At 66.9% G+C, this 22,789-nt stretch carries 22 protein-coding genes; 16 read left to right on the top strand and 6 right to left on the bottom strand.

All coding sequences use genetic code 11. The features are described 5' to 3' along the window. Window positions 1-229: 229 nt before the first annotated feature. Window positions 230-1,147 (bottom strand): ornithine carbamoyltransferase, encoded by a 918-nt coding sequence (argF, locus tag ACYVGS_RS11085; RefSeq protein ID WP_460588738.1) that lies wholly within the window; start codon window positions 1,145-1,147, stop codon window positions 230-232. 23 nt (window positions 1,148-1,170) lie between these two features. Further along, on the bottom strand, window positions 1,171-2,340 hold the full coding sequence (locus ACYVGS_RS11080; protein ID WP_460588737.1) for an aspartate aminotransferase family protein: 1,170 nt from the start codon (window positions 2,338-2,340) through the stop codon (window positions 1,171-1,173). A 214-nt stretch (window positions 2,341-2,554) separates the two neighbouring features. On the opposite strand from ACYVGS_RS11080, the gene grxD reads away from it, so the two are divergent. Next, complete coding sequence (gene grxD, locus ACYVGS_RS11075) at window positions 2,555-2,884, top strand: glutaredoxin family protein (protein WP_460588736.1); 330 nt, start codon at window positions 2,555-2,557, stop codon at window positions 2,882-2,884. Window positions 2,885-3,042: 158 nt separating this feature from the next. Further along, complete coding sequence (locus ACYVGS_RS11070; protein WP_460588735.1) at window positions 3,043-3,855, top strand: universal stress protein; 813 nt, start codon at window positions 3,043-3,045, stop codon at window positions 3,853-3,855. Between the two features lie 89 nt (window positions 3,856-3,944). On the opposite strand, the gene bfr is transcribed toward ACYVGS_RS11070, so the two are convergent. Both bfr and ACYVGS_RS11060 read right to left on the bottom strand, forming a co-directional pair. Continuing rightward, a complete protein-coding gene (bfr, locus tag ACYVGS_RS11065; RefSeq protein WP_460588734.1) occupies window positions 3,945-4,427 on the bottom strand; it encodes a bacterioferritin in 483 nt (160 codons plus the stop codon). Window positions 4,428-4,567: 140 nt separating this feature from the next. After that, a complete protein-coding gene (locus ACYVGS_RS11060; protein ID WP_460588733.1) occupies window positions 4,568-4,774 on the bottom strand; it encodes a bacterioferritin-associated ferredoxin in 207 nt (68 codons plus the stop codon). 173 nt (window positions 4,775-4,947) lie between these two features. On the opposite strand from ACYVGS_RS11060, the gene ACYVGS_RS11055 reads away from it, so the two are divergent. The 11 genes from ACYVGS_RS11055 to lipB all read left to right on the top strand — a co-directional run bounded on the left by ACYVGS_RS11055 (window position 4,948) and on the right by lipB (window position 14,709). Further along, entirely contained in the window at window positions 4,948-6,204 is a 1,257-nt protein-coding gene (locus tag ACYVGS_RS11055) for a glutamate-5-semialdehyde dehydrogenase (RefSeq protein ID WP_460588732.1), read from the top strand. Further along, a complete protein-coding gene (gene nadD / locus ACYVGS_RS11050) occupies window positions 6,201-6,869 on the top strand; it encodes a nicotinate-nicotinamide nucleotide adenylyltransferase (protein WP_460588731.1) in 669 nt (222 codons plus the stop codon). Before ACYVGS_RS11055 ends, nadD begins: the two co-directional genes overlap by 4 nt. A 36-nt stretch (window positions 6,870-6,905) precedes the next feature. Then, on the top strand, window positions 6,906-7,241 hold the full coding sequence (gene rsfS / locus ACYVGS_RS11045) for an RsfS/YbeB/iojap family protein (RefSeq protein WP_460588730.1): 336 nt from the start codon (window positions 6,906-6,908) through the stop codon (window positions 7,239-7,241). Continuing rightward, complete coding sequence (rlmH, locus tag ACYVGS_RS11040) at window positions 7,241-7,711, top strand: 23S rRNA (pseudouridine(1915)-N(3))-methyltransferase RlmH (protein WP_460588729.1); 471 nt, start codon at window positions 7,241-7,243, stop codon at window positions 7,709-7,711. Before rsfS ends, rlmH begins: the two co-directional genes overlap by 1 nt. A 31-nt stretch (window positions 7,712-7,742) precedes the next feature. Beyond that, the gene (gene mrdA / locus ACYVGS_RS11035) at window positions 7,743-9,626 is read left to right on the top strand and encodes a penicillin-binding protein 2 (RefSeq protein ID WP_460588728.1); all 1,884 of its coding nucleotides are present in this window, start codon (window positions 7,743-7,745) and stop codon (window positions 9,624-9,626) included. Then, entirely contained in the window at window positions 9,619-10,761 is a 1,143-nt protein-coding gene (gene rodA, locus ACYVGS_RS11030; protein ID WP_460588727.1) for an FtsW/RodA/SpoVE family cell cycle protein, read from the top strand. Before mrdA ends, rodA begins: the two co-directional genes overlap by 8 nt. Before the next feature lie 21 nt (window positions 10,762-10,782). After that, complete coding sequence (mltB, locus tag ACYVGS_RS11025) at window positions 10,783-11,775, top strand: lytic murein transglycosylase (RefSeq protein ID WP_460588726.1); 993 nt, start codon at window positions 10,783-10,785, stop codon at window positions 11,773-11,775. Beyond that, window positions 11,772-12,581: a septal ring lytic transglycosylase RlpA family protein gene (locus tag ACYVGS_RS11020; RefSeq protein WP_460588725.1), complete on the top strand. Its 810-nt coding sequence runs from the start codon at window positions 11,772-11,774 to the stop codon at window positions 12,579-12,581. Before mltB ends, ACYVGS_RS11020 begins: the two co-directional genes overlap by 4 nt. Window positions 12,582-12,616: 35 nt before the next feature. Next, complete coding sequence (locus tag ACYVGS_RS11015) at window positions 12,617-13,780, top strand: D-alanyl-D-alanine carboxypeptidase family protein (RefSeq protein ID WP_460588724.1); 1,164 nt, start codon at window positions 12,617-12,619, stop codon at window positions 13,778-13,780. Window positions 13,781-13,782: 2 nt separating this feature from the next. Then, complete coding sequence (locus ACYVGS_RS11010) at window positions 13,783-14,052, top strand: YbeD family protein (RefSeq protein ID WP_460588723.1); 270 nt, start codon at window positions 13,783-13,785, stop codon at window positions 14,050-14,052. Between the two features lie 63 nt (window positions 14,053-14,115). Further along, window positions 14,116-14,709, top strand: a complete 594-nt coding sequence (gene lipB / locus ACYVGS_RS11005; RefSeq protein WP_460588845.1) for a lipoyl(octanoyl) transferase LipB — start codon at window positions 14,116-14,118, stop codon at window positions 14,707-14,709. Here lipB and ACYVGS_RS11000 read toward each other — a convergent pair. Both ACYVGS_RS11000 and ACYVGS_RS10995 read right to left on the bottom strand, forming a co-directional pair. Then, window positions 14,699-15,229 (bottom strand): response regulator transcription factor, encoded by a 531-nt coding sequence (locus ACYVGS_RS11000; RefSeq protein ID WP_460588722.1) that lies wholly within the window; start codon window positions 15,227-15,229, stop codon window positions 14,699-14,701. The two genes, lipB and ACYVGS_RS11000, sit on opposite strands and share 11 nt — an antisense overlap. After that, on the bottom strand, window positions 15,226-16,533 hold the full coding sequence (locus tag ACYVGS_RS10995; RefSeq protein ID WP_460588721.1) for an ActS/PrrB/RegB family redox-sensitive histidine kinase: 1,308 nt from the start codon (window positions 16,531-16,533) through the stop codon (window positions 15,226-15,228). The genes ACYVGS_RS11000 and ACYVGS_RS10995 overlap by 4 nt, the downstream gene beginning before the upstream one ends. Before the next feature lie 142 nt (window positions 16,534-16,675). Here ACYVGS_RS10995 and malQ point away from each other — a divergent pair, with 142 nt between their 5' ends. Genes malQ through glgX form a run of 3 tightly spaced genes read left to right on the top strand, consistent with a single transcriptional unit; the run spans window position 16,676 to window position 22,787 of the window. Then, entirely contained in the window at window positions 16,676-18,718 is a 2,043-nt protein-coding gene (malQ, locus tag ACYVGS_RS10990; protein ID WP_460588720.1) for a 4-alpha-glucanotransferase, read from the top strand. Next, window positions 18,715-20,646, top strand: coding sequence for a 1,4-alpha-glucan-branching protein (gene glgB / locus ACYVGS_RS10985; protein ID WP_460588719.1), 1,932 nt, complete (start codon window positions 18,715-18,717; stop codon window positions 20,644-20,646). Before malQ ends, glgB begins: the two co-directional genes overlap by 4 nt. Next, window positions 20,643-22,787: a glycogen debranching protein gene (gene glgX, locus ACYVGS_RS10980; RefSeq protein ID WP_460588718.1), complete on the top strand. Its 2,145-nt coding sequence runs from the start codon at window positions 20,643-20,645 to the stop codon at window positions 22,785-22,787. Before glgB ends, glgX begins: the two co-directional genes overlap by 4 nt. The last annotated feature ends 2 nt before the right edge of the window (window positions 22,788-22,789 follow it).

The raw sequence follows: 22,789 nt of genomic DNA, 5'->3' as shown, positions 1-22,789 counted from the left end.
GCGACCTGGGCCCCTGTGCAAGCGAACAAGTCCGGGGGAGAGCTGTGGATATCCTGTGCGCAGGTGAAGAGGTAGGCAGGTGCTAACCCGGCAGGCCGCGGGGGGGCTGGCCCCCGGGCCCCGGGGCAGCGGAAGGGGCGCGGGTCGCGGTTTCTACGAATAATTTCTCATAAGCAACCGTGCCCTTATAGGGCACGGTTATTTGACGGGGGAGGGGGCTGGCTGCCTGTCAGTGACCCTGGCTGCGGAGCAGGAACTCGAGCAGGGCTTTCTGGGCGTGCAGGCGGTTTTCCGCCTCGTCCCAGATCACGGTATCGGGCGCATCCATCAGGCCGGCGCTGATCTCCTCCCCGCGATGGGCGGGCAGGCAGTGCAGGTACAGGGCATCGCTGGCAGCGTGGGCCATCAGGGCCTCGTTGACCTGGTAGGGGGCAAAGGCGCGGGCGCGGGCCTGCTGCTCCTCCTCCTGGCCCATGGAGGCCCAGACGTCGGTGACCACCAGGTCGGCTCCCCGCACGGCTTCCGCGGGGTCGCGGGTCAGCTGCACCCGGTCGGCATTGGCGGCCAGCAGCGCCGGCGAGGGGTCGAAGCCCTCGGGGCAGGCGATGCGCAGCTGGAAATCGAACTGCCGCGCGGCGTTGATGTAGGACTGGCACATGTTGTTGCCATCACCCACCCAGGCCGCGGTCTTGCCGGCCATCGGGCCGCGGTGTTCCTGCCAGGTCTGCATGTCCGCCAGCAGTTGGCAGGGGTGGTAGTCGTCGGTCAGGGCGTTGATCACGGGCACCGACGAGTGGGCGGCAAAGCGCTCCACGATGTCGTGGCCGAAGGTGCGGATCATCACCACGTCGACCATGGAAGAGATGACCCGGGCGCTGTCCTCGATCGGCTCGCCGCGGCCGAGCTGGGTGTCCTGGGGCGACAGGAACATGGCGTGCCCGCCCAGCTGCGCCATCCCCGCCTCGAAGGATACCCGGGTGCGGGTGCTGGACTTGGCAAAGATCATCGCCAGCACCTTGCCCGGGAAGTCGCGCTGGTCGGCGCCGGCGCGGTGGGCGCGCTTCATCTCGCTGGCGCGTTTCAGAAGTCCCTGTAGCTCGTCCGGGGAGAAATCCAGCAGGGTCAGGAAGTGCCTGGGTGTGTTCATGGCTTGGGTACCTGTAGAGGATGTCAGCCGAAATCCCGGATCAGCGGAACCAGGCGCGCGGCCAGCTCCTCGATCTCGGCGTCGCTGATGGTCAGGGGGGGCAGCAGGCGGATGGTGTTGCCCGCGGTGACATTGATCAGGAGCCCGGCGTCCAGGGCGCGGCCAACCAGTTCGCCGCAGTCATGTTTCAGGGCGATACCCAGCATCAGCCCGGAGCCGCGCAGTTCGGCCACATGCTCACAGTCACGCAGCCCGTCGGACAGCGCCCGGTGCAGCCGCTCGCCGGCTGCCTGCACCCGATCCAGAAAGCCCGGCGCGGAGATGGTCTCGACCACGGCGCCGGCGGCGGCGCAGGCCAGCGGGTTGCCACCGTAGGTGGAGCCGTGGTGGCCGGCACCGAAGACCTCGGCCGCCGGGCCCCGGGCCAGGCAGGCGCCAATCGGGACGCCGTTGCCCAGGCCCTTGGCGGTGGTAATCACATCGGCTTCCAGGTTCAGGCCCTGGGCGGCAAAGTAGTGACCGGTGCGCCCGTTGCCGGTCTGCACCTCGTCCAGCATCAACAGCCAGCCGCGCTGGTCGCAGAGTTGGCGCAGGGCCTGCATGAATGCCGGGCTGGCGGCGCGAATACCGCCCTCGCCCTGAATCGGCTCCACCAGCACGGCCACCACATCGGGGTTGCGCTGGGCAATCTGTTCCACGGCGGCGATGTCGTTGAGCGGTGCCCGCACAAAGCCGCTGACCAGGGGCTCGAAACCCGCCTGGATCTTGCGGTTGCCAGTGGCGCTCAGGGTGGCCAGGGTGCGGCCGTGAAAGGCGTTCTCGAAGACCACGATGCCGGGGCGCTCAATACCCTTGCGGTGGCCGTGCAGGCGCGCCAGCTTGATCGCCGCCTCGTTGGCCTCGGCGCCGGAGTTGCAGAAGAACACCCGCTGCATGTCGGCGGCCGCCGTCAGGCTGTCACCGAGGGCCTCCTGGGCCTCGATGCGATACAGGTTGGAGGTGTGCACCAGGCGAGCCGCCTGTTCCTGTATGGCCCGGGTGACGGCGGGGTGACCGTGGCCGAGGTTGGTAACGCTGATGCCACAGAGGGCGTCGAGATAGCGTCGTCCGTCGGTGTCCCACAGCCAGGAGCCTTCGCCGCGACTGAAAGTCACGGGCAAACGGGAATAGGTGGGCATCAGCGTGGTGGACACTGGCGGTTCTCTCCTCATGTGGGGGCTCCGGATGCGGGGCCTGAAACGCAAAAAGGCAGCACACGCTGCCTCAGATGATTCATGATACGGCCTGGCACCGGCCTTGACAATATGTTCCCGGTATGCGGTCGCCGGCATTTCTAGGCGCGCTGCCGATGCGTTACAATTGGCGCCCATTCATCCGGCTTCGGCCCACAGTATGGCAGGTCATCCCATGGATATTTTTGACACCATCAAGGAACAGATCGAGAACAATCCGATTCTGATCTACATGAAAGGCTCCCCCAACCAGCCCCAGTGCGGTTTCTCCGCGCGCACGGTGCAGGCCCTGATGGCCTGTGGCGAACGCTTCGCCTACGTCGATGTGCTGAGCAATCCCGATATTCGCGCAAACCTGCCGAAGTACGCCAATTGGCCGACCTTCCCCCAGTTGTGGGTGAACGGCGAGCTGATCGGCGGTTGCGACATTGTCGCGGAAATGCACGAAAGCGGTGAACTGCAGACCCTGATCAAGGAAGCCGCGGCCTCTTCGGCCGCCAGCTGATCCCCTCCCGGGCCCCTGCCGGCGGCGGCCTTGCTGCCCCGGCAGGGATCTTGACCGACATCAACATCCCTTCCTGTTTTCCCGAACCCCGCCCCGAGTCGGCTGTAATATCGCGCCCATCGCGTTAGGCTGTGACGGTCTTTAATCGGGAGGCAATTATGGACTTCAAGCGTCTTTTGGTGGTTATCGATCCGACCCGCGAGGAACAGCCGGCCCTGGATCGGGCACGCGTGATTGCGCGCCAGCTGGGTTCACAGATTCACCTGTATGCCTGCATCCACGAGGATGTGGCCGCCGTGCGTCAGTTTGGCGCCGGTCGCGGCGAGGCACTGGATGCCTGCCACGCCTGGATGGAGTCCCTGGCGCGGCCTTTGCGGGAGGCGGGTCTCGATGTGGCCGTGGAGCTGGAATGGGACCCCGACTGGTACCAGGGCTGTGTGCGCGCGTCACAACACTACAGGGCCGATGTGGTGCTGAAATCCTCTTTCAGTCGCCCCCTGCATCAGCGCGTGCTCAAGCGAACCTCCGACTGGACACTGATTCGCCAGTGCAAGTGCGCGGTGTTGTTGGTCAAGGACGGCGGCGCGATCAATCCTCGCGCTGTGCTGGCGGCCGTCGACCTGTCCGCCACGGAGGGCAGTCGGGCGCAGGCCAACGAGAAGATTCTGCGCTTCGCCCGACAGCTGATCGAGAGCGAAAGTGCCGATGTGCATTTCGTGTCAGCCTACCGTGACCTCTCCCAGGCCCCCGACCGCCATCGCCTGGTGCGGGACTGGGGTGTCGATCTCGAGCATATCCACGTGCGCATGGGCGACCCCGACGACGTCATTGTGGACATGGCGGAACAGCTCAAGGTCGGCCTGCTGGTGATTGGCAACGCCGGACGCAGCGGCCTGGCTGCCGCGATCAACAACAACACGGTCGAGCGCGTTCTGGACAAGCTCGACTGTGATTTGCTCGCGGTTTCCTGAGGGGTGGTTCCGCCGCTCCGCCAGCTGCCGGGGCGTGCATCTGGCGGGGGCGTGGGTCGCCCCGGTTGGACCGGGGCGAAGGGGCAGGCTCAGCCTTCTTTGACGGACTGCATGGCGGTCTGCAGGTAGTTCTGCAGGCCGACTTTCTCGATCAGGCCCAGCTGGGTCTCGAGCCAGTCGATATGGTCTTCCTCGGAGGCCATGATGGATACGAACAGGTCCCGGGAGACATAGTCACCGACAGAGTCGCAGTAGGTGATGGCTTCCTTGAGGTCCTTGTGTGCCTTGTGCTCCAGCTTGAGGTCGCACTCGAGCATCTCCTGGGTGTTCTCGCCAATCAGCAGCTTGCCCAGGTCCTGCAGGTTGGGCAGGCCCTCCAGGAACAGGATGCGCTCGATCAGCTGATCGGCGTGCTTCATCTCGTCGATGGATTCGTGGTACTCGTGGTCGGCCAGTTCCTTCAGGCCCCAGTCCTTGTACATGCGGGCGTGCAGGAAGTACTGGTTGATCGCCACCAGCTCGTTGCCGAGTACCTGGTTCAGATGTTCGATGACTTTGGCGTCGCCTTTCATAGCGTGCTCCACTTCCCTGGATGATTGTGGCGCGAAGTATAGTTCAGGGGCGGGGAGGGGTCAACGTAAGTCGTTGATTGCAAAAGAGTTTGTAATGATAATCGCAGTGATTCGCATCCGGTTTCGGCGCCCCTGCGGGCTCAGCCGGCGGCGTAGAACAGCCCGCTGTCCGCGCTCTGCAGTTCGTCCAGGGCTTCCCGCATGATGTCCCGGGCCAGGCTCCCGCACTTGCCGCACTGGCTGGCAACACCCAGTGTCTGGCGCACGGCACGCATATTCTCCGCGCCCTGGCTGACCGCGGCGCGGATCTGATGGTCGGTGATGCCTTTGCAGATGCAGACGTACATGGTGTCTCCACGGCTGACAATTGGATGCCTTGACTGGCAAATTAATGCTAATGAGAATGATTGTCAACGTTGTTCGCTGAAATTTCTTTCCCGCCGTGCCGGGGCTGACTCCCGGACTGGCGCAGGGCCCGCGGGCTTCGGGTATAATCGCGGCTTTTGATAACGGACCCAATATGGATATCCCGCATTACATGCAGGAAATGGGGCGGGCTGCGAGAGCGGCCTCGCGGCAGGTGGCGGCGTCGAGCACCGCGGTGCGCAACGCGGCACTGCTGGCCGCCCGGGACGCCCTGGATGCTGCCCGGGACACACTCGCCCAGGCCAACCAGGAAGACCTTCAGCGCGGCCGCGAGGCGGGCCTGGATGCGGCGCTGCTGGACCGCCTCGCGCTGACCCCGGCCCGCATCGACACCATGCTGGCGGGGCTGGAGCAAGTGGCGGCCCTGCCCGACCCGGTGGGCGAGATCTCCGGGGTGCGGACCCGCCCCAGCGGTATCCGCGTGGGCCAGATGCGCGTGCCCCTCGGGGTTATCGGCATTATCTATGAGTCCCGCCCCAACGTAACAGTGGAGGCCGCCAGTCTTTGCCTGAAGTCGGGGAACGCCACCATTCTTCGCGGCGGGTCAGAGGCGCTGGCCTCCAATCGCGCCATAGCCGCCTGCCTGGCGGAGGGGCTGCGGGCGGCCGGCCTGCCGCGGGCCGCGGTGCAGGTCGTGGAAACGACCGATCGCGCCGCCGTCGGCGAATTGATCGCCATGCCCGCCTATGTCGACGTCATCGTGCCGCGTGGCGGCAAGGGCCTGATCGAGCGCATCAGCCGCGACGCCCGCGTGCCGGTGATCAAGCATCTCGACGGGGTCTGCCATGTCTACGTGGATGCCGGGGCGGACCTGCAGATGGCGCGAGCCATTGCCCTGAATGCCAAAACGCACCGCTACGGTACCTGCAATACCATGGAAACCCTGCTGGTAGCGGCCACGGAAGCGGACGCCCTGTTGCCCGAGCTGGCAGCGGATTTTCGCGAGGCGGGGGTGGAGCTGCGCGGCTGCCCACAGAGCCGCCGCCGGGTGCCGGACATGCTGGCTGCCACCGAGGATGACTGGTTCGCCGAGTACCTGGCGCCGGTGCTGGCGGTCAAGGTGGTGGAGGATCTGGAAGAGGCGATCACCCACATCAACCACTACGGTTCCCAGCACACCGACAGTATCGTGACCCGCGATCACGCGCGCGCCATGCGCTTCCTGCGCGAGGTGGATTCCAGCTCCGTGATGATCAACGCGTCGACCCGCTTCGCGGACGGCTTCGAATACGGCCTGGGGGCGGAGATTGGCATTTCCACCGACAAGCTTCACGCCCGCGGGCCCGTGGGGCTCGAGGGTCTGACGTCCTGCAAGTATGTCGTCTTCGGCGAGGGGCAGGTACGCCGTTGAGCGCCGCGGCGACCCAGGCACCGGTCGCCATGTTTGGCGGCACCTTCAACCCTATTCACCACGGCCATCTGCGCTCTGCGGTGGAACTGGTGGAGGGGCTGGCGCTGGAGCGTCTGCACCTGGTGCCCTGTGCCACGCCGCCACATCGCGAGAGCCCTGGCTGTCCCGCCACTGCGCGGGCGGACATGGTCGAGCTCGCGGTGCGCGGCGAGTCGCGCCTGAGCTGTGACCGTCGCGAGTTGCAGCGCGACGGCCCCTCCTGGACGGTGGACAGCCTCGCGGAACTGCGGCGTGAGTACGGTGAGCAGCGCCCGCTCTGCCTGGTGGTGGGTTGTGATGCCGTGTTGGGCCTGCCACGCTGGCACCGCTGGCAGGAGCTGCTGGGCCTGGCCCACGTGGTGGTGCTGGCGCGTCCCGGGTGGGAGTTGCCCCGGCGCGGCAAAGTGGCGGACTGGCTCGGCCACCACCGGCTGCCGGATGCCGCTGCCCTTGGGCGCCGGCCCGCCGGCGGGGTGCTTTTGCAGGAACTGCGGCCGCTGCCGATTTCTTCCACCGAAATTCGTCACCTGTGTGCCACCGGGCACTCTCCGCGCTTTCTGCTGCCGGATGCGGTGCTCGAGTATATCGTCGATAATGCGCTGTACCGCGAGGCGGTAGCAGACTGAAATTACACGTCAAAACAAGGAGGGCTTTGCCCCCAGATGGAAGCTGAAGCACTCAAGGCCCTGGTCGTCGAGGCCCTCGATGAACTCAAGGCTGTCAATGTCGTCACCCTGGATGTGCGCGGCATGACCGATGTCATGGACTACCTGGTCATTGCCAGCGGTACCTCCAACCGGCACGTCAAGTCGCTGGCGGACCACGTCTGCCTGGAAGCCAAGAAAGCCGGCGAGCGGCCCCTGGGGCTCGAGGGAGAGAATGTCGGCGAGTGGGTGCTGGCCGACTTTGGCGACGTCGTGGTGCATGTCATGTTGCCGGCAACCCGCGACTTCTACGATCTGGAGCGCCTCTGGGTGGATACCCGCCCGGTCGACTGATGCGCATCTCGGTGGTCAGTGTCGCCGGCAAGATGCCCGCCTGGGTGGATGCGGGCGTCGACGAGTACGCTCGTCGCCTGCCCCGGGAGTTGCGGCTGCAGTGGCGCGACCTGCCCCTGGCGAGGCGCGGTCGCGATGTGGCGGTCGAGCAGTTGCGGGAGCGCGAGGGCGAGCAGATTCTCCGGCACCTTGCCCCGGGAGACCGCACCATTGCCCTGGACGTCGAGGGTGAGTCCTGGAGCACCCCGCGGCTGGCGGAGCACCTGCGCGGCTGGATGATGGACGGTCGCAATGTCAACCTGGTGATCGGTGGGCCGGACGGCCTCTCCCGGGGCTGCCTGGCGGCCGCCGAGCGACGCTGGTCCCTCGGCCCCCTGACCCTGCCCCATCCGCTGGTGCGCGTGGTCCTGGTGGAACAGCTCTACCGGGCTTGGACAATTACAGTCAATCACCCGTATCATCGGGCCTGAGCCCTTCGCGCAGTCCCAACCCTGCCTGCACATGCCTGAATCCATCACCCTCAAGGACCCGGGACGGGAAAGTCGCATTTTTCTCGTCCGTACCCTGACGGCCGTGCTGATTGCCTGTGCGCTGCTGGCGGGCATTCTCTACCGCTATTACAACCTGCAGATTCGGGACTACGAGACTTATCGCACACAGTCGGAGCGCAACCGGGTGCAGCTGCAGCCGCTGCCTCCCAAGCGCGGCCTGATTTACGATCGCAATGGCGTGCTGCTGGCGGACAACCGGCCCAGTCACATGCTGTCCATCGTGCGCGAGCGCGTCGAGGACCTCGACGCCACCCTCGAAGCCCTGCGGGCTTTGATCCCGATTTCCGAGAGCGACCTCGAGACCTTTCACCAGAAGCTGGGCCACCGGCGTCCCTACGAGGCGGTTCCCCTGCGTTTTCGCCTGACCGAGGAAGAGCGCGCCCTGCTGGCAGTCAACCGCCACCGCCTGCCCGGGGTCACCGTGGACGCTCAACTGCTGCGCCACTACCCCCTCGACGCCCTGTTTTCCCACGCCATCGGTTATGTCGGTCGCATCAACGAGCGGGAGATGCAGGCGCTGGACCAGAGCGCCTACCGCGGCACCTTCCATATCGGCAAGGTCGGCGTCGAGCGCTACTACGAGGACGTACTGCACGGCGAAGTGGGTTACCAGAACGTCGAGACCAATGCCCACGGCCGGGTGCTGCGGGTGCTCGAACGTTTTGACCCCCGTCCCGGCGAGGATCTGGTCCTGCACCTGGATTACCAGCTGCAGCAGGCGGCCGAGCGCGCCCTGGGCGAGCAGCGCGGTGCCGTGGTGGCCATCGACCCGGCCACTGGTGGTGTGCTGGCGCTGGTCTCCACCCCCGGCTTTGACAGCAACCTGTTCGTCAACGGGATCAGTACCGAGGACTACGCGGCCCTGCGCGACTCCCCCGACGTGCCGCTCTTCAATCGCGCGGTGCAAGGGCAGTATCCCCCCGGCTCCACCATCAAGCCGATGATGGCACTGGCGGGGCTGCAGGCCGGCTTGATCACCCCCGAAACCACGGTCCCCGACCCCGGCTGGTATCGCCTGCCGGGCGATTCGCGCCGCTACCGCGACTGGATCCTGAAGATCCGCGGGACCGGGCACGCCCCCCGTGTGGATCTGCACATGGCCATCGCCGAGTCCTGCGACGTGTACTTCTATGACTTGGCGCGGCGGCTGACGATCGACCGCATGCACGAGCTGCTGGCGCCCTATGGCCTGGGTGAGCGCACGGGCCTGGACACCACCAATGAGCGTCCGGGGGTGCTGCCCTCGACCCGCTGGAAGCGCGATCACCTGGGCAAGCCCTGGTATCCCGGCGAGACGCTCAGTGCGGGGATCGGCCAGGGCTACATGCTGACCACCCCGGTACAGCTTGCCGTCGCCACCTCGGTGCTGGCGACCCGGGGTGTCCAGCGGGTGCCGCAGCTGCTGAAGTCGGTGGGTGGCGTGGCGGTGGAAGCGCCCGAGGTCAGCCGCATCGAGGCCAGCCCGGAACACTGGGATGCGATATTCGAGTCGATGCGTGCGGTGGTGCACAGTCGTCGCGGTACCGCGCGCAAGATTGGTGAGGGCATGCAGTACGAGATGGCGAGCAAGACCGGGACCGCGCAGGTGATTGGCATTGCCCAGGGGGCCATCTATCGCGAGGATGAAGTGGCCGAGCGGCACCGCAATCACGGCCTGTTCATCGCTTTCGCGCCCATCGAGGCGCCGACGATCGCCCTGGCGGTGATCGTGGAAAACGGCGGTGGCGCCTCGGTGGCCAGCCCGATTGCGCGCGCCGTGCTGGATGACTGGTTGCTGCGCGAGCCGCCACAACCGGACGCCGCCGCGAGCGAAGGAGTGCCGGTCGATGGGTGACTACGTACGGCAGATGCCCGGTGAGCGCGCCGGTCTGCAGGACAGCGCTTCCTTGGCGCGCCGCCTGCACCTGGATTTGCCGCTGCTGTTGCTGCTGCTTGTCGTGGCCGGTCTGGGACTGGTGGTGCTCTACAGTGCATCCGGGCAGCAGCTCGGTGCGGTGATTCGCCAGGCCCAGTATCTGCTGGTCGCCTGTACCGTTTTGCTGGTGGCGGCCCAGATCGATGTCCAGCGCTATGCCCGTTGGGCCCCCTGGCTGTATGCCGGTGGCGTACTGCTGCTGGTGGCCGTGGTGTTTTTCGGCGTGGGCGCCAAGGGCGCCCAGCGCTGGTTGTCGATTGGCGGGTTCCGCTTCCAGCCGTCGGAAATCATGAAGCTGTGCATGCCGCTGATGATGGCCTGGTTTCTGGCCGGGCGGGGCCTGCCGCCGCGTTTCACGCTGGTCCTGGGGAGCCTCGCTATTGTGATCCTGCCCGCCGGCTTGATCCTGGTGCAGCCGGATCTGGGCACCTCGTTGCTGATCGCGGCCAGTGGCCTGTTCGTGTTGTTTCTGGCGGGCATAGGGTGGCGCTATATCGGCGGTGCGGTCCTCCTGGCAGTGCTGTCCGCGTGGCCGGCCTGGATGTATCTGCTCAAGGACTACCAGCGCCAGCGCATTCTCACCCTGCTGGACCCGGAGAGTGACAAGCTGGGGGCGGGCTGGAATATCATTCAGTCGAAGACGGCAATCGGCTCCGGTGGCTGGGAGGGCAAGGGCTGGCTGCAGGGCACACAGTCGCAGCTGGACTTCCTGCCCGAGGGCCACACCGATTTCATCATCGCCGTGCTGGCGGAGGAGTTCGGCCTGCGCGGCGTGCTGATTCTGCTGGCCCTCTATCTGTTGATATTGCTGCGCGGCTTCTGGATCGCGGCAAACGCCCCCTCGACCTTTGGGCGGCTGGTCGCCGGCAGTCTGACGCTGACGTTTTTCGTTTACATCTTTGTTAACATGGGCATGGTCGCCGGACTGTTGCCCGTAGTGGGCGTGCCGCTGCCGTTGGTGAGCGCAGGGGGAACCTCGCTGGTTACCCTGATGGCGGGCTTTGGCGTTTTGATGGCGGTGGCTACCGAGCCGCGGACGGTGATTCCGCGTTGACCTTCAGGTGAGTAGCGAGTGATGAAAGTGGTGCATTGGAAGTGGATGGTCGGTTTGCTCACCCTGTGTTCCGGCCTCGCCGGCGCCGCCGAGAGCTACCGCGACAACGCGGACGCGCGGGCACTGGTGGAAGAGCTGGTGGCGGAGCGGGGCATGGAGCGGGACAGCCTGCTGGCCCTCTTGTCCGAGGCCCAGCGACAGGAGTCCATCCTCGAGGCGATCGCCCGGCCGGCGGAGAAGGTCAAGCCCTGGCATGAATACCGCGAGATCTTTCTCACCGAGCGGCGGGAACGCGAGGGGCGCGCCTTCATGCAGGCGCACCGCCAGACCCTGGCGCGTGCCGAGGCGGAGACCGGGGTGCCCGCGGAGCTGATCGCCGCGATTATCGGGGTAGAAACCTACTACGGCCGGATTACCGGCAGCTACCGGGTTATCGATGCCCTGGCGACCCTGGCTTTCGATTATCCCCGCCGTTCCGCATTCTTCAGCAAGGAACTGAAGCACTTCCTGATTCTCACCGCCGAGCAGGATGTGGATCCGCTGTCCCTCAAGGGCTCCTATGCCGGCGCGATGGGCTACGGCCAGTTCATGCCCAGCAGCTATCGCAGTTACGCGGTGGATTTTGACGGCGACGGGCACACGGATATCTGGAACAACCCGGTGGATGCCATCGGTAGTGTGGCCAACTACTTCAAGGCCCACGGCTGGCGCCCGGGCGAAGCGGTGGTGGTGCCGGCCGCGGTGACCGATGCCGCGCCCGAGGCGTGGTTCAATGCCGGGCTGGTACCGGAGCGCATCATTGCCGAGTTTGCCAAGGTCGGCATCCGGCCCCGGCAGGCGGTGGATCCCGATGCCAAGGCCACGGCGATGAAGTTTGAGCTCGAGGACGGTTACGAATACTGGCTCGGGCTGCACAACTTCTACGTCATCACCCGCTACAACCACAGTGCCATGTATGCCATGAGCGTCCACCAGCTGGCCCAGCGGCTGGCGGCCGGGGGGGATGCCCAGTGAAAGCCTGCTGGCTACCGCTTCTGGCGCTGCTGCTGACAGCCTGCACTGGCACCCCTCCCCAGCGGGAGGCCAGCGGGCCGGAGACGGGCGCACGCGACGCCGTGCGCGATGGAGCGCCCCTGCGCAGCATCCGCCCGGAGGATGTCGCCGACGCCCGTCCGCGGCCCGATCCGATTCTCGGCGTGGGCAACAAGAGCCCCTATACGGTCAACGGCGTGAGCTACGAAGTGCTGCCCAGTCTGGCGGGCTATCGGGAGCGCGGCCTGGCCTCCTGGTACGGCACCAAGTTCCACGGCCAGCTGACCTCCAACGGCGAGGTCTACGATCTCTACGCGGCCACCGCGGCGCACAAGACCCTGCCGATTCCCTGCTACGCCCGGGTCACCAATCTCGACAACGGGCGCAGCATCGTGGTGCGCGTGAATGACCGGGGCCCCTTTCACAGTGACCGCCTGATTGACCTTTCCTACGGCGCCGCGGTCAAACTGGGCTTCATGGAAGTCGGCACCGCCCGGGTGGAGGTCGAGGTGATCCAGCTGGCGGGCATCGACGACCGCCGTGGCAGTCCGCTGGGGAATTACCGTTTCCTGCAGTTGGGCGCTTTTGGCTCGGAGAATTCCGCCGAGCGCCTGCGCACCGAGCTGGCGGCACTGGTGACCTCGCCGGTTGCCGTCAGTCCGGTAGACAGTGCGAGCGGCCGCCTCTACCGCGTGCGTATCGGGCCGGTGGACAGCCCGGAAGAGCTGGATCGCGTACAGCGACGGCTCGCCGACAACGGTTATACCGGGGCGCAGCTGCTTCCCTGAAGCGCGGCCCCACGACAATCGACTGAATGGAAGTGATGATGCGATCCCTGTTTGTTGCAATCCTGTTCCTGAGCTGCGCGGCCAAGGCGGCCGCCGTGGCGGTGGTGCCGACGCCCCCGCAGCTCTCCGCCAAGGCCTATTTCCTGATGGATGCCGACAGCGGTGCGGTGCTCGCCGAGCACAACGCCGACCTGCCGCTACCGCCGGCCAGTCTGGCCAAGATGATGACGGCCTATGTGCTGGCCAGTGAGATCGAGTCCGGTCGCATCGATGCCGAGGACCAGGTGCCGGTCAGCCGCAATGCCTGGTCGCAGAACCCGGTCTTCGCGGGCTCCTCGCTGATGTGGATCGAGCCCGGCAAGCCGGTCACCGTGGGCCAGCTGGAGCGCGGCATCGTGGTGGCCTCGGGCAACGACGCCACGGTGGCCATCGCCGAGCACGTGGCGGGGTCCGAGGCGGCCTTTGCCGACATGATGAATGCCCACGCCGAGGCCCTGGGCATGCACAACTCGCATTTCGAAAACTCCCACGGGCTGCCCGCGGAGGGTCAGGTAGTGACCGCCCGCGATCTCGCGCTGCTGGCCCAGGGCATGATCCAGAAATACCCCGAGCACTACGCGCTCTACAAGTTGCGCGATTTCACCTACAACGATATCCGCCAGTACAACCGCAATACCCTGCTGCGGGAGGACCCGTCGGTCGACGGTATCAAGACCGGCTACACCAGCGAGGCCGGCTACGGGCTGGCGGCTTCCGCCGAGCGCGATGGCATGCGCCTGATCTCCGTGGTCATGGGCACTCGCAGCCCGGCCACCCGCAAGAACGAGTCCCGCAGCCTGCTCAACTACGGCTTCCGTTTCTTCGAAACGGTGTCCCTGCTGCGGGCCGATGAGGCGATGGCGGAGCCGCGGGTCTGGAAAGGCGTGGCCGACCAGGTGCGTGTCGGGGTGCAGTCGCCGCTGGTGTTGACCATTCCCCGGGGGCGCAAGGATGAGATCCAGAGCGAGCTGGCGCTGGAGGAGGACCTGGTTGCACCTCTCGCCGCGGGGGATGCCCTGGGCACGGTGCGCCTGCTGCTGGAGGGGGAGGTTCTCCACGAGGGCCCGGTGGTGGCACTGGAGGCAGTTGAGCCCGCCGGCTTCTTTGCCCGCCTGTGGGACAGTGTCCTCATGTGGTTCAGCAAGCTGTTCAAGGTGTGAGTGTGAGCAGCGTCGACCCACCCCGGATTGAATTCCCCTGCGATTACCCGGTCAAGGTGGTGGGTCGCAGTGGCGAGCACTTCGAGCGCCTGGTGATCGAGGTATTCGAACGCCACGCCCCGGGCTTTGACCAGCGCGCGGTCCGCGTGCGGGCGAGTGGCAAGGGCACGTTTTCCGCCATGACGGTGACCATTACCGCGACCGGTCCGGAGCAGCTTCGCGCCCTGCACCAGGACCTGATGGCCACCGGTGTGGTGCAGATGGTGATCTGAGTCGTGGCCGCGCTGTACTGCAGACACCTGGGCCTGGTGGACTACCAGCCGGTCTTTGAGCGGATGAAGGCTTTCACCGACAGCCGTGACGATTCGACCCCCGATGAGCTCTGGCTGCTGCAGCACCCGCGGGTGTTCACCCAGGGCCAGGCGGGCAAGGCGGAACATGTGCTGGCACCGGGGGACATCCCGGTGGTCCAGGTGGACCGCGGGGGCCAGGTCACTTACCACGGGCCGGGCCAGTGGGTGGTTTATCTGTTGATTGACCTGCGTCGCGCCGGTCTCGGGGTGCGTGCCCTGGTGTCTCTGATCGAGGACAGCATTGTGCAGCTGCTCGACGAGTATGGCATTGCGGCAGCCGCGAGGCCGGATGCGCCCGGGGTCTACGTCGAGGGCGACAAGATTGCTTCCCTGGGGCTGCGGGTGCGCCACGGCTGTACTTACCACGGGCTGTCGCTGAACGTCGACATGGACCTCGAGCCCTTCGCCCGCATCAATCCCTGTGGCCACGAAGGGCTGCGCGTTACTTCCATGGCGGAGCGCCTGTCCGCGGGCCCGCCGGAGATGACGGCGGTGGGGGAGCGGCTGCTGGCGATTCTCTCCGGGCACCTCGGGGCTGCCGCCGGCACCCCCGCGGCAGACTCTCTCAGCGCCTGACCGGCCGCTTCTGCAGTTTGCGCTGCAGCGTGCGGCGGTGCATCCCCAGCGCCCGTGCCGTGGCCGAGATGTTGCCCTCGTTTTCCTGCAGTACCCGCTGCAGGTGCTCCCACTCCAGGCGATCCAGGGAGGGCGGCTGCGCCGGAGGCTCCCCGCTGGCCTGTTCGCCGCTGAAAGCGCGCAGAATTTCTTCGATGCCGGCGGGCTTGCACAGGTACTGGGTGGCGCCCAGTTTGATGGCCTCGACTGCGGTGGCGATGCTCGAGTAGCCGGTTAACACGACCAGTCGCGCGCCCGGCGCCGCTTCCAGCAACTGCGGCAGCGCCGCCATCCCCGACAGTTCCGGCATGTTCAGGTCGAGCAGGATGTGGCTGGGTGCAAAATCCCGGCAGCTGACCAGGGCGTCCCGGGCCCCGGCGCAGGCCAGGACCTCGAAGCCGCGGCGGCGGAAACTGCGGCTCATGACCTGCAGGAAGGTCGCGTCATCGTCGATCAGCAGGAGACGCCCGGACTCGCTCACACCCGATTCTCCCGGGGCAGGCGCAAGGTGGCCACCGCGCCCGGACCGTCGCTGGCGTTGTCCAGGGACAGGCTGCCCCCGTGGCGCTCGGCGGTGGCACGGGTCAGCACCAGGCCAATGCCCAGCCCCCTGTGCTGGCCGGGCGCGGCACGCAGGCCGCGACTGAGCTCCGCCGATACCCCGGGGCCGCGATCGCGAATGGCGACGATGCACTCGCGCTGGTCCCAGTCGACCCTGGTCTCTATCAGCTTGCTTCCGGTATCGGCGGCATTGTTGAAGAGGTTTTCCAGCGCCTGGGGCAGGGTCTGGTCAAAGGCGATAATCGGCGCCTCGCCCGAGCCGGTGATTCGCAGCTCGCAGGAGACACCCGGCCGCCGTGCAGCCCAGGTCTGCAGGGCGGTATCAACCACTCGCGTCACCGCGGCCCGCTGTCGCTCGCCGGTTTCCGACAGCTCCGCGGTGTCACTGAGTTCGCGCAGGATCTCGCGACACTGTCCGAGCTGCCCGCGCAGCAGGGACAGGTCGTCCCGCGCCCGTTGCCCCAGGTCGGCGTCCTCCTGCAGGTCCTCCAGCAGGATGGTCATGGTGGAAAGGGGCGTACCCAGGCGGTGGGCGGTACCGGCGGCCAGGCTCGCCACGGCGAGAATCTGGTCGTGGCGAAGACGGTTTTCCCGCCGCGCCGCTTCCCGGGCTTCCTGTCGGCGCAGCACACCGCCCATCCGGACCACAAAAAAGGTGATCAGACCGGCGCTGAAAAGGAAATTGAACCACATGCCCAGGCGGTGCAGGTCGCCCTGGGGCAACGGGCCGCTGTGGTGCATGCCGGCGTGGACAGCGCCCGCGTGGGGTGAGAACAGGGGAAAGGGGATGTTGAACACCAGCAGCAGGCTGTAGGCGGTCACGGCTGCGCCGGCGACCCACCAGGTATAGGTCCAGGGCAGGACCGCCGCCGCCACCACCAGGGGCACGATGTAATAGGACACGAAGGGGTTGTCGGCGCCACCGCTGGTGTACATCAGGGCAGTCCAGCCGACGATATCCAGCATGATCTGGACAAAGAACTCCCGGTCGCTGACCGAGCGCTCCCCGCGAGACCACCACAGGCTGGCGGCTGTCAGCAGGGTCATGCCCAGGAGCGCCAGGGCCATGCCCCAGGGGGGCTGTGTGCTGCGCGTGGTCCAGACCACCCAGGCCAGGACCGCGGCCTGGCCGAACAGGGCAATGCCGCGCATTGCCAGCAGGCTGCGCAGGTTGGCCAGCGAGGGGCTGTAGGCGGAGCGGGCGGAGTGGTCGACAAGGGTCATGCCGGCAGTATACCGCGACCCGCCGCCGCTGCGGATGCGGCCGTGTGTCGCAGGATGGCGCAGCGGCTGCTGCAAAATGGGGCTTGCGTCCTGTCGGCCGGCGTGCTGTTCTGTGGGGCGGGCGAGGAGTGCGGTATCGCGCATGGACGAGCTGGAAAAACTGTTTTATCTAACCGGGATCAGTGCCGAGTATCTCGACTATCACGGTAGTTGCCGGCAGGTGCCCCCGGCCTGGCGCCGTCGCGCATTGCAGGTGATGGGTTTTGACCCCGAGGATCCGGCGGCGCTGCAGGCGGGCATCGAGGACCTGGACGTGGCACCCTGGCGTCACTGGCTGGGCGAGTGCGAGATAGTCGACGCCGCCCGCGCCCAGGTGCCGCTGCGCTGCCACCCCGAAGACCTGCAGCGCGAATTCCGCTGGCGGCTGACCTGCGAAACCGGCGAGTGCTTTCAGGGGGTGTTCCGGCCAGCAGAACTGGCAGAGGTGGGGGACTATGTGGCCGAGGGCGTCCGTTACTCGGCCCGCGCGCTGCCCCTGGGCGAGCTGCCCGCGGGCTACCACCGTTTGCGACTGAGTACGGAGAACGCGCGGGTCGAGGCGACGCTGGCGGCAGCCCCGGAGCATTGTGCCAGCCTGGCCGGGATCAGCCCGCGCTTGTGGGGCCTTGGCTGCCAGCTCTACAGCCTGCGCTCGGAGCACAACTGGGGTATCGGAGACTTCGGCGATCTCTCGGAGCTGGTAACACTGGCCGCCCGCGCCGGTGCCGACTTTGTCCTCCTCAACCCACTGCACGCTCCCTGCGCCGGCGACGAAGCCATGGCCAGCCCCTACAGCCCCTCGGATCGCCGATTTCTGAATCCCCTGGCGATTGACCCCGCGCGCGAGCCGGAATGGCCTGAGGTGGCCGGGCAGGTGCTGGGCGAGCCGGAGCTGGCCGAACTGCAGGCGCTGCGAGGGGAGGCGCTGGTGGACTATCCGCGGGTGGCAGCCCTCAAGTACCGGGTGTTTCTGGCCCTGTACCAGGCCTTTTCCCGCAGCGCCAGCGCCGAGCGTCGGCAGTCGCTGGCGGCTTTTGTCGCCCGCGGCGGTGCCGAGCTGGAGGCCTTTGTTGCCCACGAGTGTCGCCACAACCCGCGGGTGAAGGGCCAGCCGGAGCTGGTCCGCTACCTGCAGTGGCTTGCCGAGGCACAGCTGTCAGCCTGCCAGGCGGAAGCCCGGAGGCTGGGCATGCGTCTGGGGCTGGTGCGCGACCTGGCGGTGGGCGCCGTAGCCGACGGCGCCGAGGTAGAGAGCCAGCCACAACTCTACCTGAGTGCGGCGAGCATAGGCGCGCCGCCCGACCCGCTCGCCCCCCAGGGGCAGAGCTGGGGACTCCCGGTGCTGCATCCCCTGCGCGTCCGCGCGGGTGGCTATGGCGCCTTTATCACGCTGCTGCGCCAGAACATGCGGAGTTGCGGCGCCCTGCGAGTGGACCATGCCATGGCCCTCTTGCGCACCTGGTGGAGCCTGCCGGAGGAAGCGCCGGATGCCGGCCTCTATGTCTACTATCCCAGCGAGGCGCTGATGGCTCTCCTGCGCCTGGAAAGTCGCCGTGCCGACTGCCTGGTGATCGGCGAGGACCTGGGCGTGGTGCCGGCCGCCTTTCGCGCCAGCATGCGCCGCGACGGGCTGCTCGGAAACGCCTTGCTGTATTTCGAACGCCGCGATGACGGTGCATTCCTGGCACCCGGGGAGCAGCGCGATGACGCCATGCTGATGGTGAGCAATCACGATGTGCCGACACTGGCGGACTGGTGGTCGGCGGGTGACCTGGCGCGCCGCCGGCGGTTGGGGTTGATGGCCGACGGCAGCGAGCTGGAGGAGGCCCTCGGGGAGCGGGCCCGCGACCGGCAGCGGCTACTCGACTGGCTTGCCGCCGAGGGCTTGCGCCCGGCGGGGGACTGTGACAGCTTCGACATGGCGCTGTGCACGGCCATCCATCGCGCCTGTGCCCGCGGCCGCGCGCCCCTGTTGATGGTGCAACTCGAGGACCTGCAATTGCTCACCGAGCCTGTCAACATTCCCGGCACCTGCCGGGAGTACCCCAACTGGCGCCGCAAGCAGGCGGAGACCACGGCACGGATATTCGCCACCCCGGCGGTGCGCGAGCTGTTGGCGGCCGTCGCCCGGGAGCGGGCGAAGTGAGCGGACCCCCGGACCACAGCGCGGAGTATCCGCTGCAGTTGAGCGACGACGATTTCGCGGATTTTCTCGCCGGCCGTGAAGTGCATGCCTGGCGACTGCTTGGGGCGCGGGCCTGCTGCCTCGACGGGGTCGAGGGTGTGCGGTTTGCGGTCTGGGCTCCCAACGCGCGGCGGGTGGCGGTGGTCGGCGATTTCAATGGCTGGGACGGCAACTGCCACGGTATGCACCGGCATCCGCGTTCGGGCGTGTGGGAAGTCTTCATTCCCGGCGTCGCCGAGCTCGCCCACTACAAATACGAGATTGTCGACCGGGATGGCTGCCGGCTGCCCCTCAAGGCGGACCCCTATGCGCTGTCCATGCAGCACCCGCCCCAGACGGCCGCCCGGGTAATGGGCCGTGACAGCCGCTGGCAGTGGAGCGACGAGGCGTGGATGCAGGCGCGCCGCCATCCCCTCGGCCAGCCGGTGGCCATCTACGAGGTCCACGCCGGCTCCTGGCGCCGTCGGGCGGAGCAGAACCACCGCTTCCTCAGTTACCTCGAGCTCGCTGACGAGCTGATTCCCTACGTGGTGGAACAGGGCTTCACCCACATCCAGTTGATGCCCCTGGGCGAGTATCCCTTTGACGGGTCCTGGGGCTATCAGCCAGTGGGGCTGTATGCCCCCAGCATCCGATTTGGCACCCCGGACGAGTTCCGCTGTTTTGTCGATCGCTGCCACACTGCCGGCCTCGGCGTCCTGCTGGACTGGGTGCCCGGGCACTTCCCCACCGACCCGCACGGTCTCGGCCGCTTCGACGGCACCGCGCTGTATGAACACGCCGACCCGCGCCAGGGCTTTCACCCGGACTGGAATACCCTGATCTACAACTTCGGGCGGCCCGAGGTGCAGAGTTTTCTCCTCAGCAATGCGAATTACTGGCTGGAGGAGTTTCACCTGGATGGCCTGCGGGTGGATGCCGTGGCGTCGATGCTCTACCTGGATTACAGCCGGCGGCCCGGGGAATGGGTGCCCAATGCCCAGGGGGGGCGCGAGAACCTGGAGGCCATCGCGTTCCTCAGGACGCTCAACACCACGCTGCACGCCCGCCACCCGGGGGTGTTGATGATCGCCGAGGAGTCCACTGCCTGGCCCGGGGTCACGCGGCCTGTGGATGCCGGTGGCCTGGGTTTCGGCTTCAAGTGGAACATGGGCTGGATGAACGACACCCTGCGCTACATGGGGCGCGACCCGGTGCACCGTCGCTATCACCACGATGAAATGACCTTCGGCCTGGTCTACGCCTGGGACGAACACTTCGTGCTGCCCCTGAGCCACGACGAGGTGGTCCACGGCAAGGGCTCGCTGATCACGCGCATGCCGGGGGACCAGTGGCAGAAGTTTGCCAATCTCCGTGCCTATTTCGCCTTCATGTGGGGGCACCCGGGCTACAAGCTGTTGTTCATGGGTGGCGAGCTGGCCCAGTGGCGCGAGTGGAGCCACGAGCGGGCCCTCGACTGGGCGCTGTTGGAAGACGCTCCGCACCGGGGTGTGCAGCGGCTGGTCAGTGACCTGAATGCCTGTTATCGGGAGCGCCCGGCGCTGCACGCCCTGGACCATCGCCCCGAGGGCTTTCGCTGGCTCCAGGTCGACCGCCGCGAGGCGTCGATATTTGCCTGGCTGCGGCAGGGGCAAGGCACGGACCAGGTGCTGGTGGTGCTCTGCAACTTTACGCCGGGCCTGCACACCGGCTATCGGCTGGGTGTACCCGGACCGGGCCGCTACCGCGAGATCCTGAATACCGATGCCCAAGTGTACGCGGGCTCCGGACAGGTCAACGAGGTTTCGCTCGAGGCCGAGGCGCTGCCCTGGGACGGCCAGCCCTGGTCGCTGCTGCTGACAGTGCCGCCGCTGGCCTGCGTCTACCTGGCCAGGGAAGCCGACGGATGAAGATACTGGCCGGATCCCCGCGTCCCCTGGGCGCCCACTGGGATGGCGCGGGCACCAACTTTGCGCTGTTTTCCGCGCATGCCACGGCGGTTGAGCTGTGTCTCTACGATGCCTCCGGCCTGGTGGAGCAGTCGCGTCTGCGCTTGCCGGAGAAGTCCCAGGACGTCTGGCACGGCTACGTTCCCGGGGTGCAGCCGGGGAGCTGTTACGGCTACCGGGTCCACGGCCCCTGGGACCCCCAGGCGGGGCATCGATTCAATGCCCACAAGCTGCTGCTGGACCCCTATGCGACGCGCCTGCAGGGCGGGTTTGCCTGGCACGAAACGCACTTTGCCTGGTCCCCCAGTGACCCCCGTCAGGACCTGGCCATGGATGCCCGCGACAATGCGGCCTGGATGCCCAAGGCGGTCGTCTGCAGCCGCCCCGAGTGGTGCAACAATGCCGTTACCCACCGGGTGCCCTGGCATCAGACCGTGATCTACGAGACCCACGTGCGGGGGTTCACGCGCCGGCATCCCGGCGTGCCCGAGGCCCAGCGTGGGCGCTTCGCCGGGCTCGCCCAGCCCGCGGTGATCGACTACCTCAAGGCCCTGGGCGTGACCACGGTGGAGCTGCTGCCGGTGCACGCCTTCATCGACGAATACCACCTACACGAAAAGGGCCTGCGCAACTACTGGGGCTACAACACCCTGTCCTGGTTTGCGCCCCACGCCGGCTACATGACCGGGAGCGACCCGGCGGAGTTCCGCGAGATGGTGGACCGCTTCCACCAGGCCGGACTGGAGGTGATCCTGGATGTCGTCTACAACCACAGCTGCGAAGGAAATCATCTCGGGCCGACAGTCAGCCTGCGCGGCATCGACAACCTCTCCTACTACCAGCTGCAGTCCGGGGATCCGCGCTTCTATGTCAATGACAGTGGCTGCGGCAATACCCTCAATGTGCGCCATCCGCGGGTGCTGCAGCTGATCACCGACAGCCTGCGCTACTGGGCCGGTGCCATGGGCGTGGATGGCTTCCGCTTCGATCTTGCCTCCGTGATGGGGCGCCAGGCGCAGGGCTTCGACCGCAACGCGGCCTTCTTCCAGGTGCTGGCCCAGGACCCGCTGCTTTCCTCCTGCAAGCTGATTGCCGAGCCCTGGGACGTGGGCCCGGGAGGCTACCAGCTGGGGCGTTTCCCGGCCCACTGGAGCGAGTGGAATGATCGCTACCGCGATACCGTGCGCCGCTACTGGCGGGGGGATCCCGGTCAGCTGCCGGAGCTGGCGCGTCGCCTGCACGGTTCCGGCGACCTCTTCGAACACGAGGGGCGCCGCCCGCGGGCCAGCATCAACTTCATCACCAGTCACGATGGCTTCACCCTGCGCGACCTGGTCAGCTATCGCCAGCGCCACAACGAAGCCAACGGCGAGGACAACAACGATGGCCACCGGGAGAACCTGAGCAGCAACCTGGGAGTGGAGGGTCCGACCGCGGACCCGCGCATCGATGCCCTGCGCTGGCGCCAGCAGCGCAACTTTCTCGCGACGCTGGCGGTGTCCCAGGGCGTGCCGATGCTGCTGGCGGGGGATGAGCGCGGGCGCAGCCAGCAGGGCAACAACAACGCCTACTGCCAGGACAACGCGCTGAACTGGGTCGATTGGGAAGACGAGCGCGAAGAGGTCGCCGAGTTGCTGCACTTCACTCGCCGACTGCTGGCCCTGCGCCGGCAGTTTCCGGTGCTGCAGGCCTACCGCTACCGACACAAACCGGGTGATCCACACTCCGAGGGCATCCAGTGGCTGAACCCGGAGGGCCGCAGCATGCGGGAGGAGCACTGGCACGAGCACCACAACCAGCTGCTCGGCTACCTGCTGACCGAGCCGGCAGGGGAGGGCGGCCTGCCCGCGCGGCACCTGCTGGTGATTTTCAATGCCGCCGAGCAGGCGCAGACCTTCCGCCTGCCCTTGGCACCGGCGCAGGACTGGTACCTGTTTGCCGATACCGCGCGCAACCTGCGGCCCGGCCCCACCGACTGCCTCGCGCCGGGGGCGGAGCTGTCACTGGAAGCGCGCTCCCTGCAGATTCTTGTCAACGGGACTGCCCCTGCCCTGGCCTCGGTGTCCCTTCAGCACCTCGCCTATTTCGAAGAGGAAGCCTGACA

This window comes from Haliea atlantica, assembly GCF_054779855.1.
The sequence above is the reverse complement of the archived record's forward strand: the minus strand, read 5'-3'. Positions and strand labels throughout refer to the sequence as shown.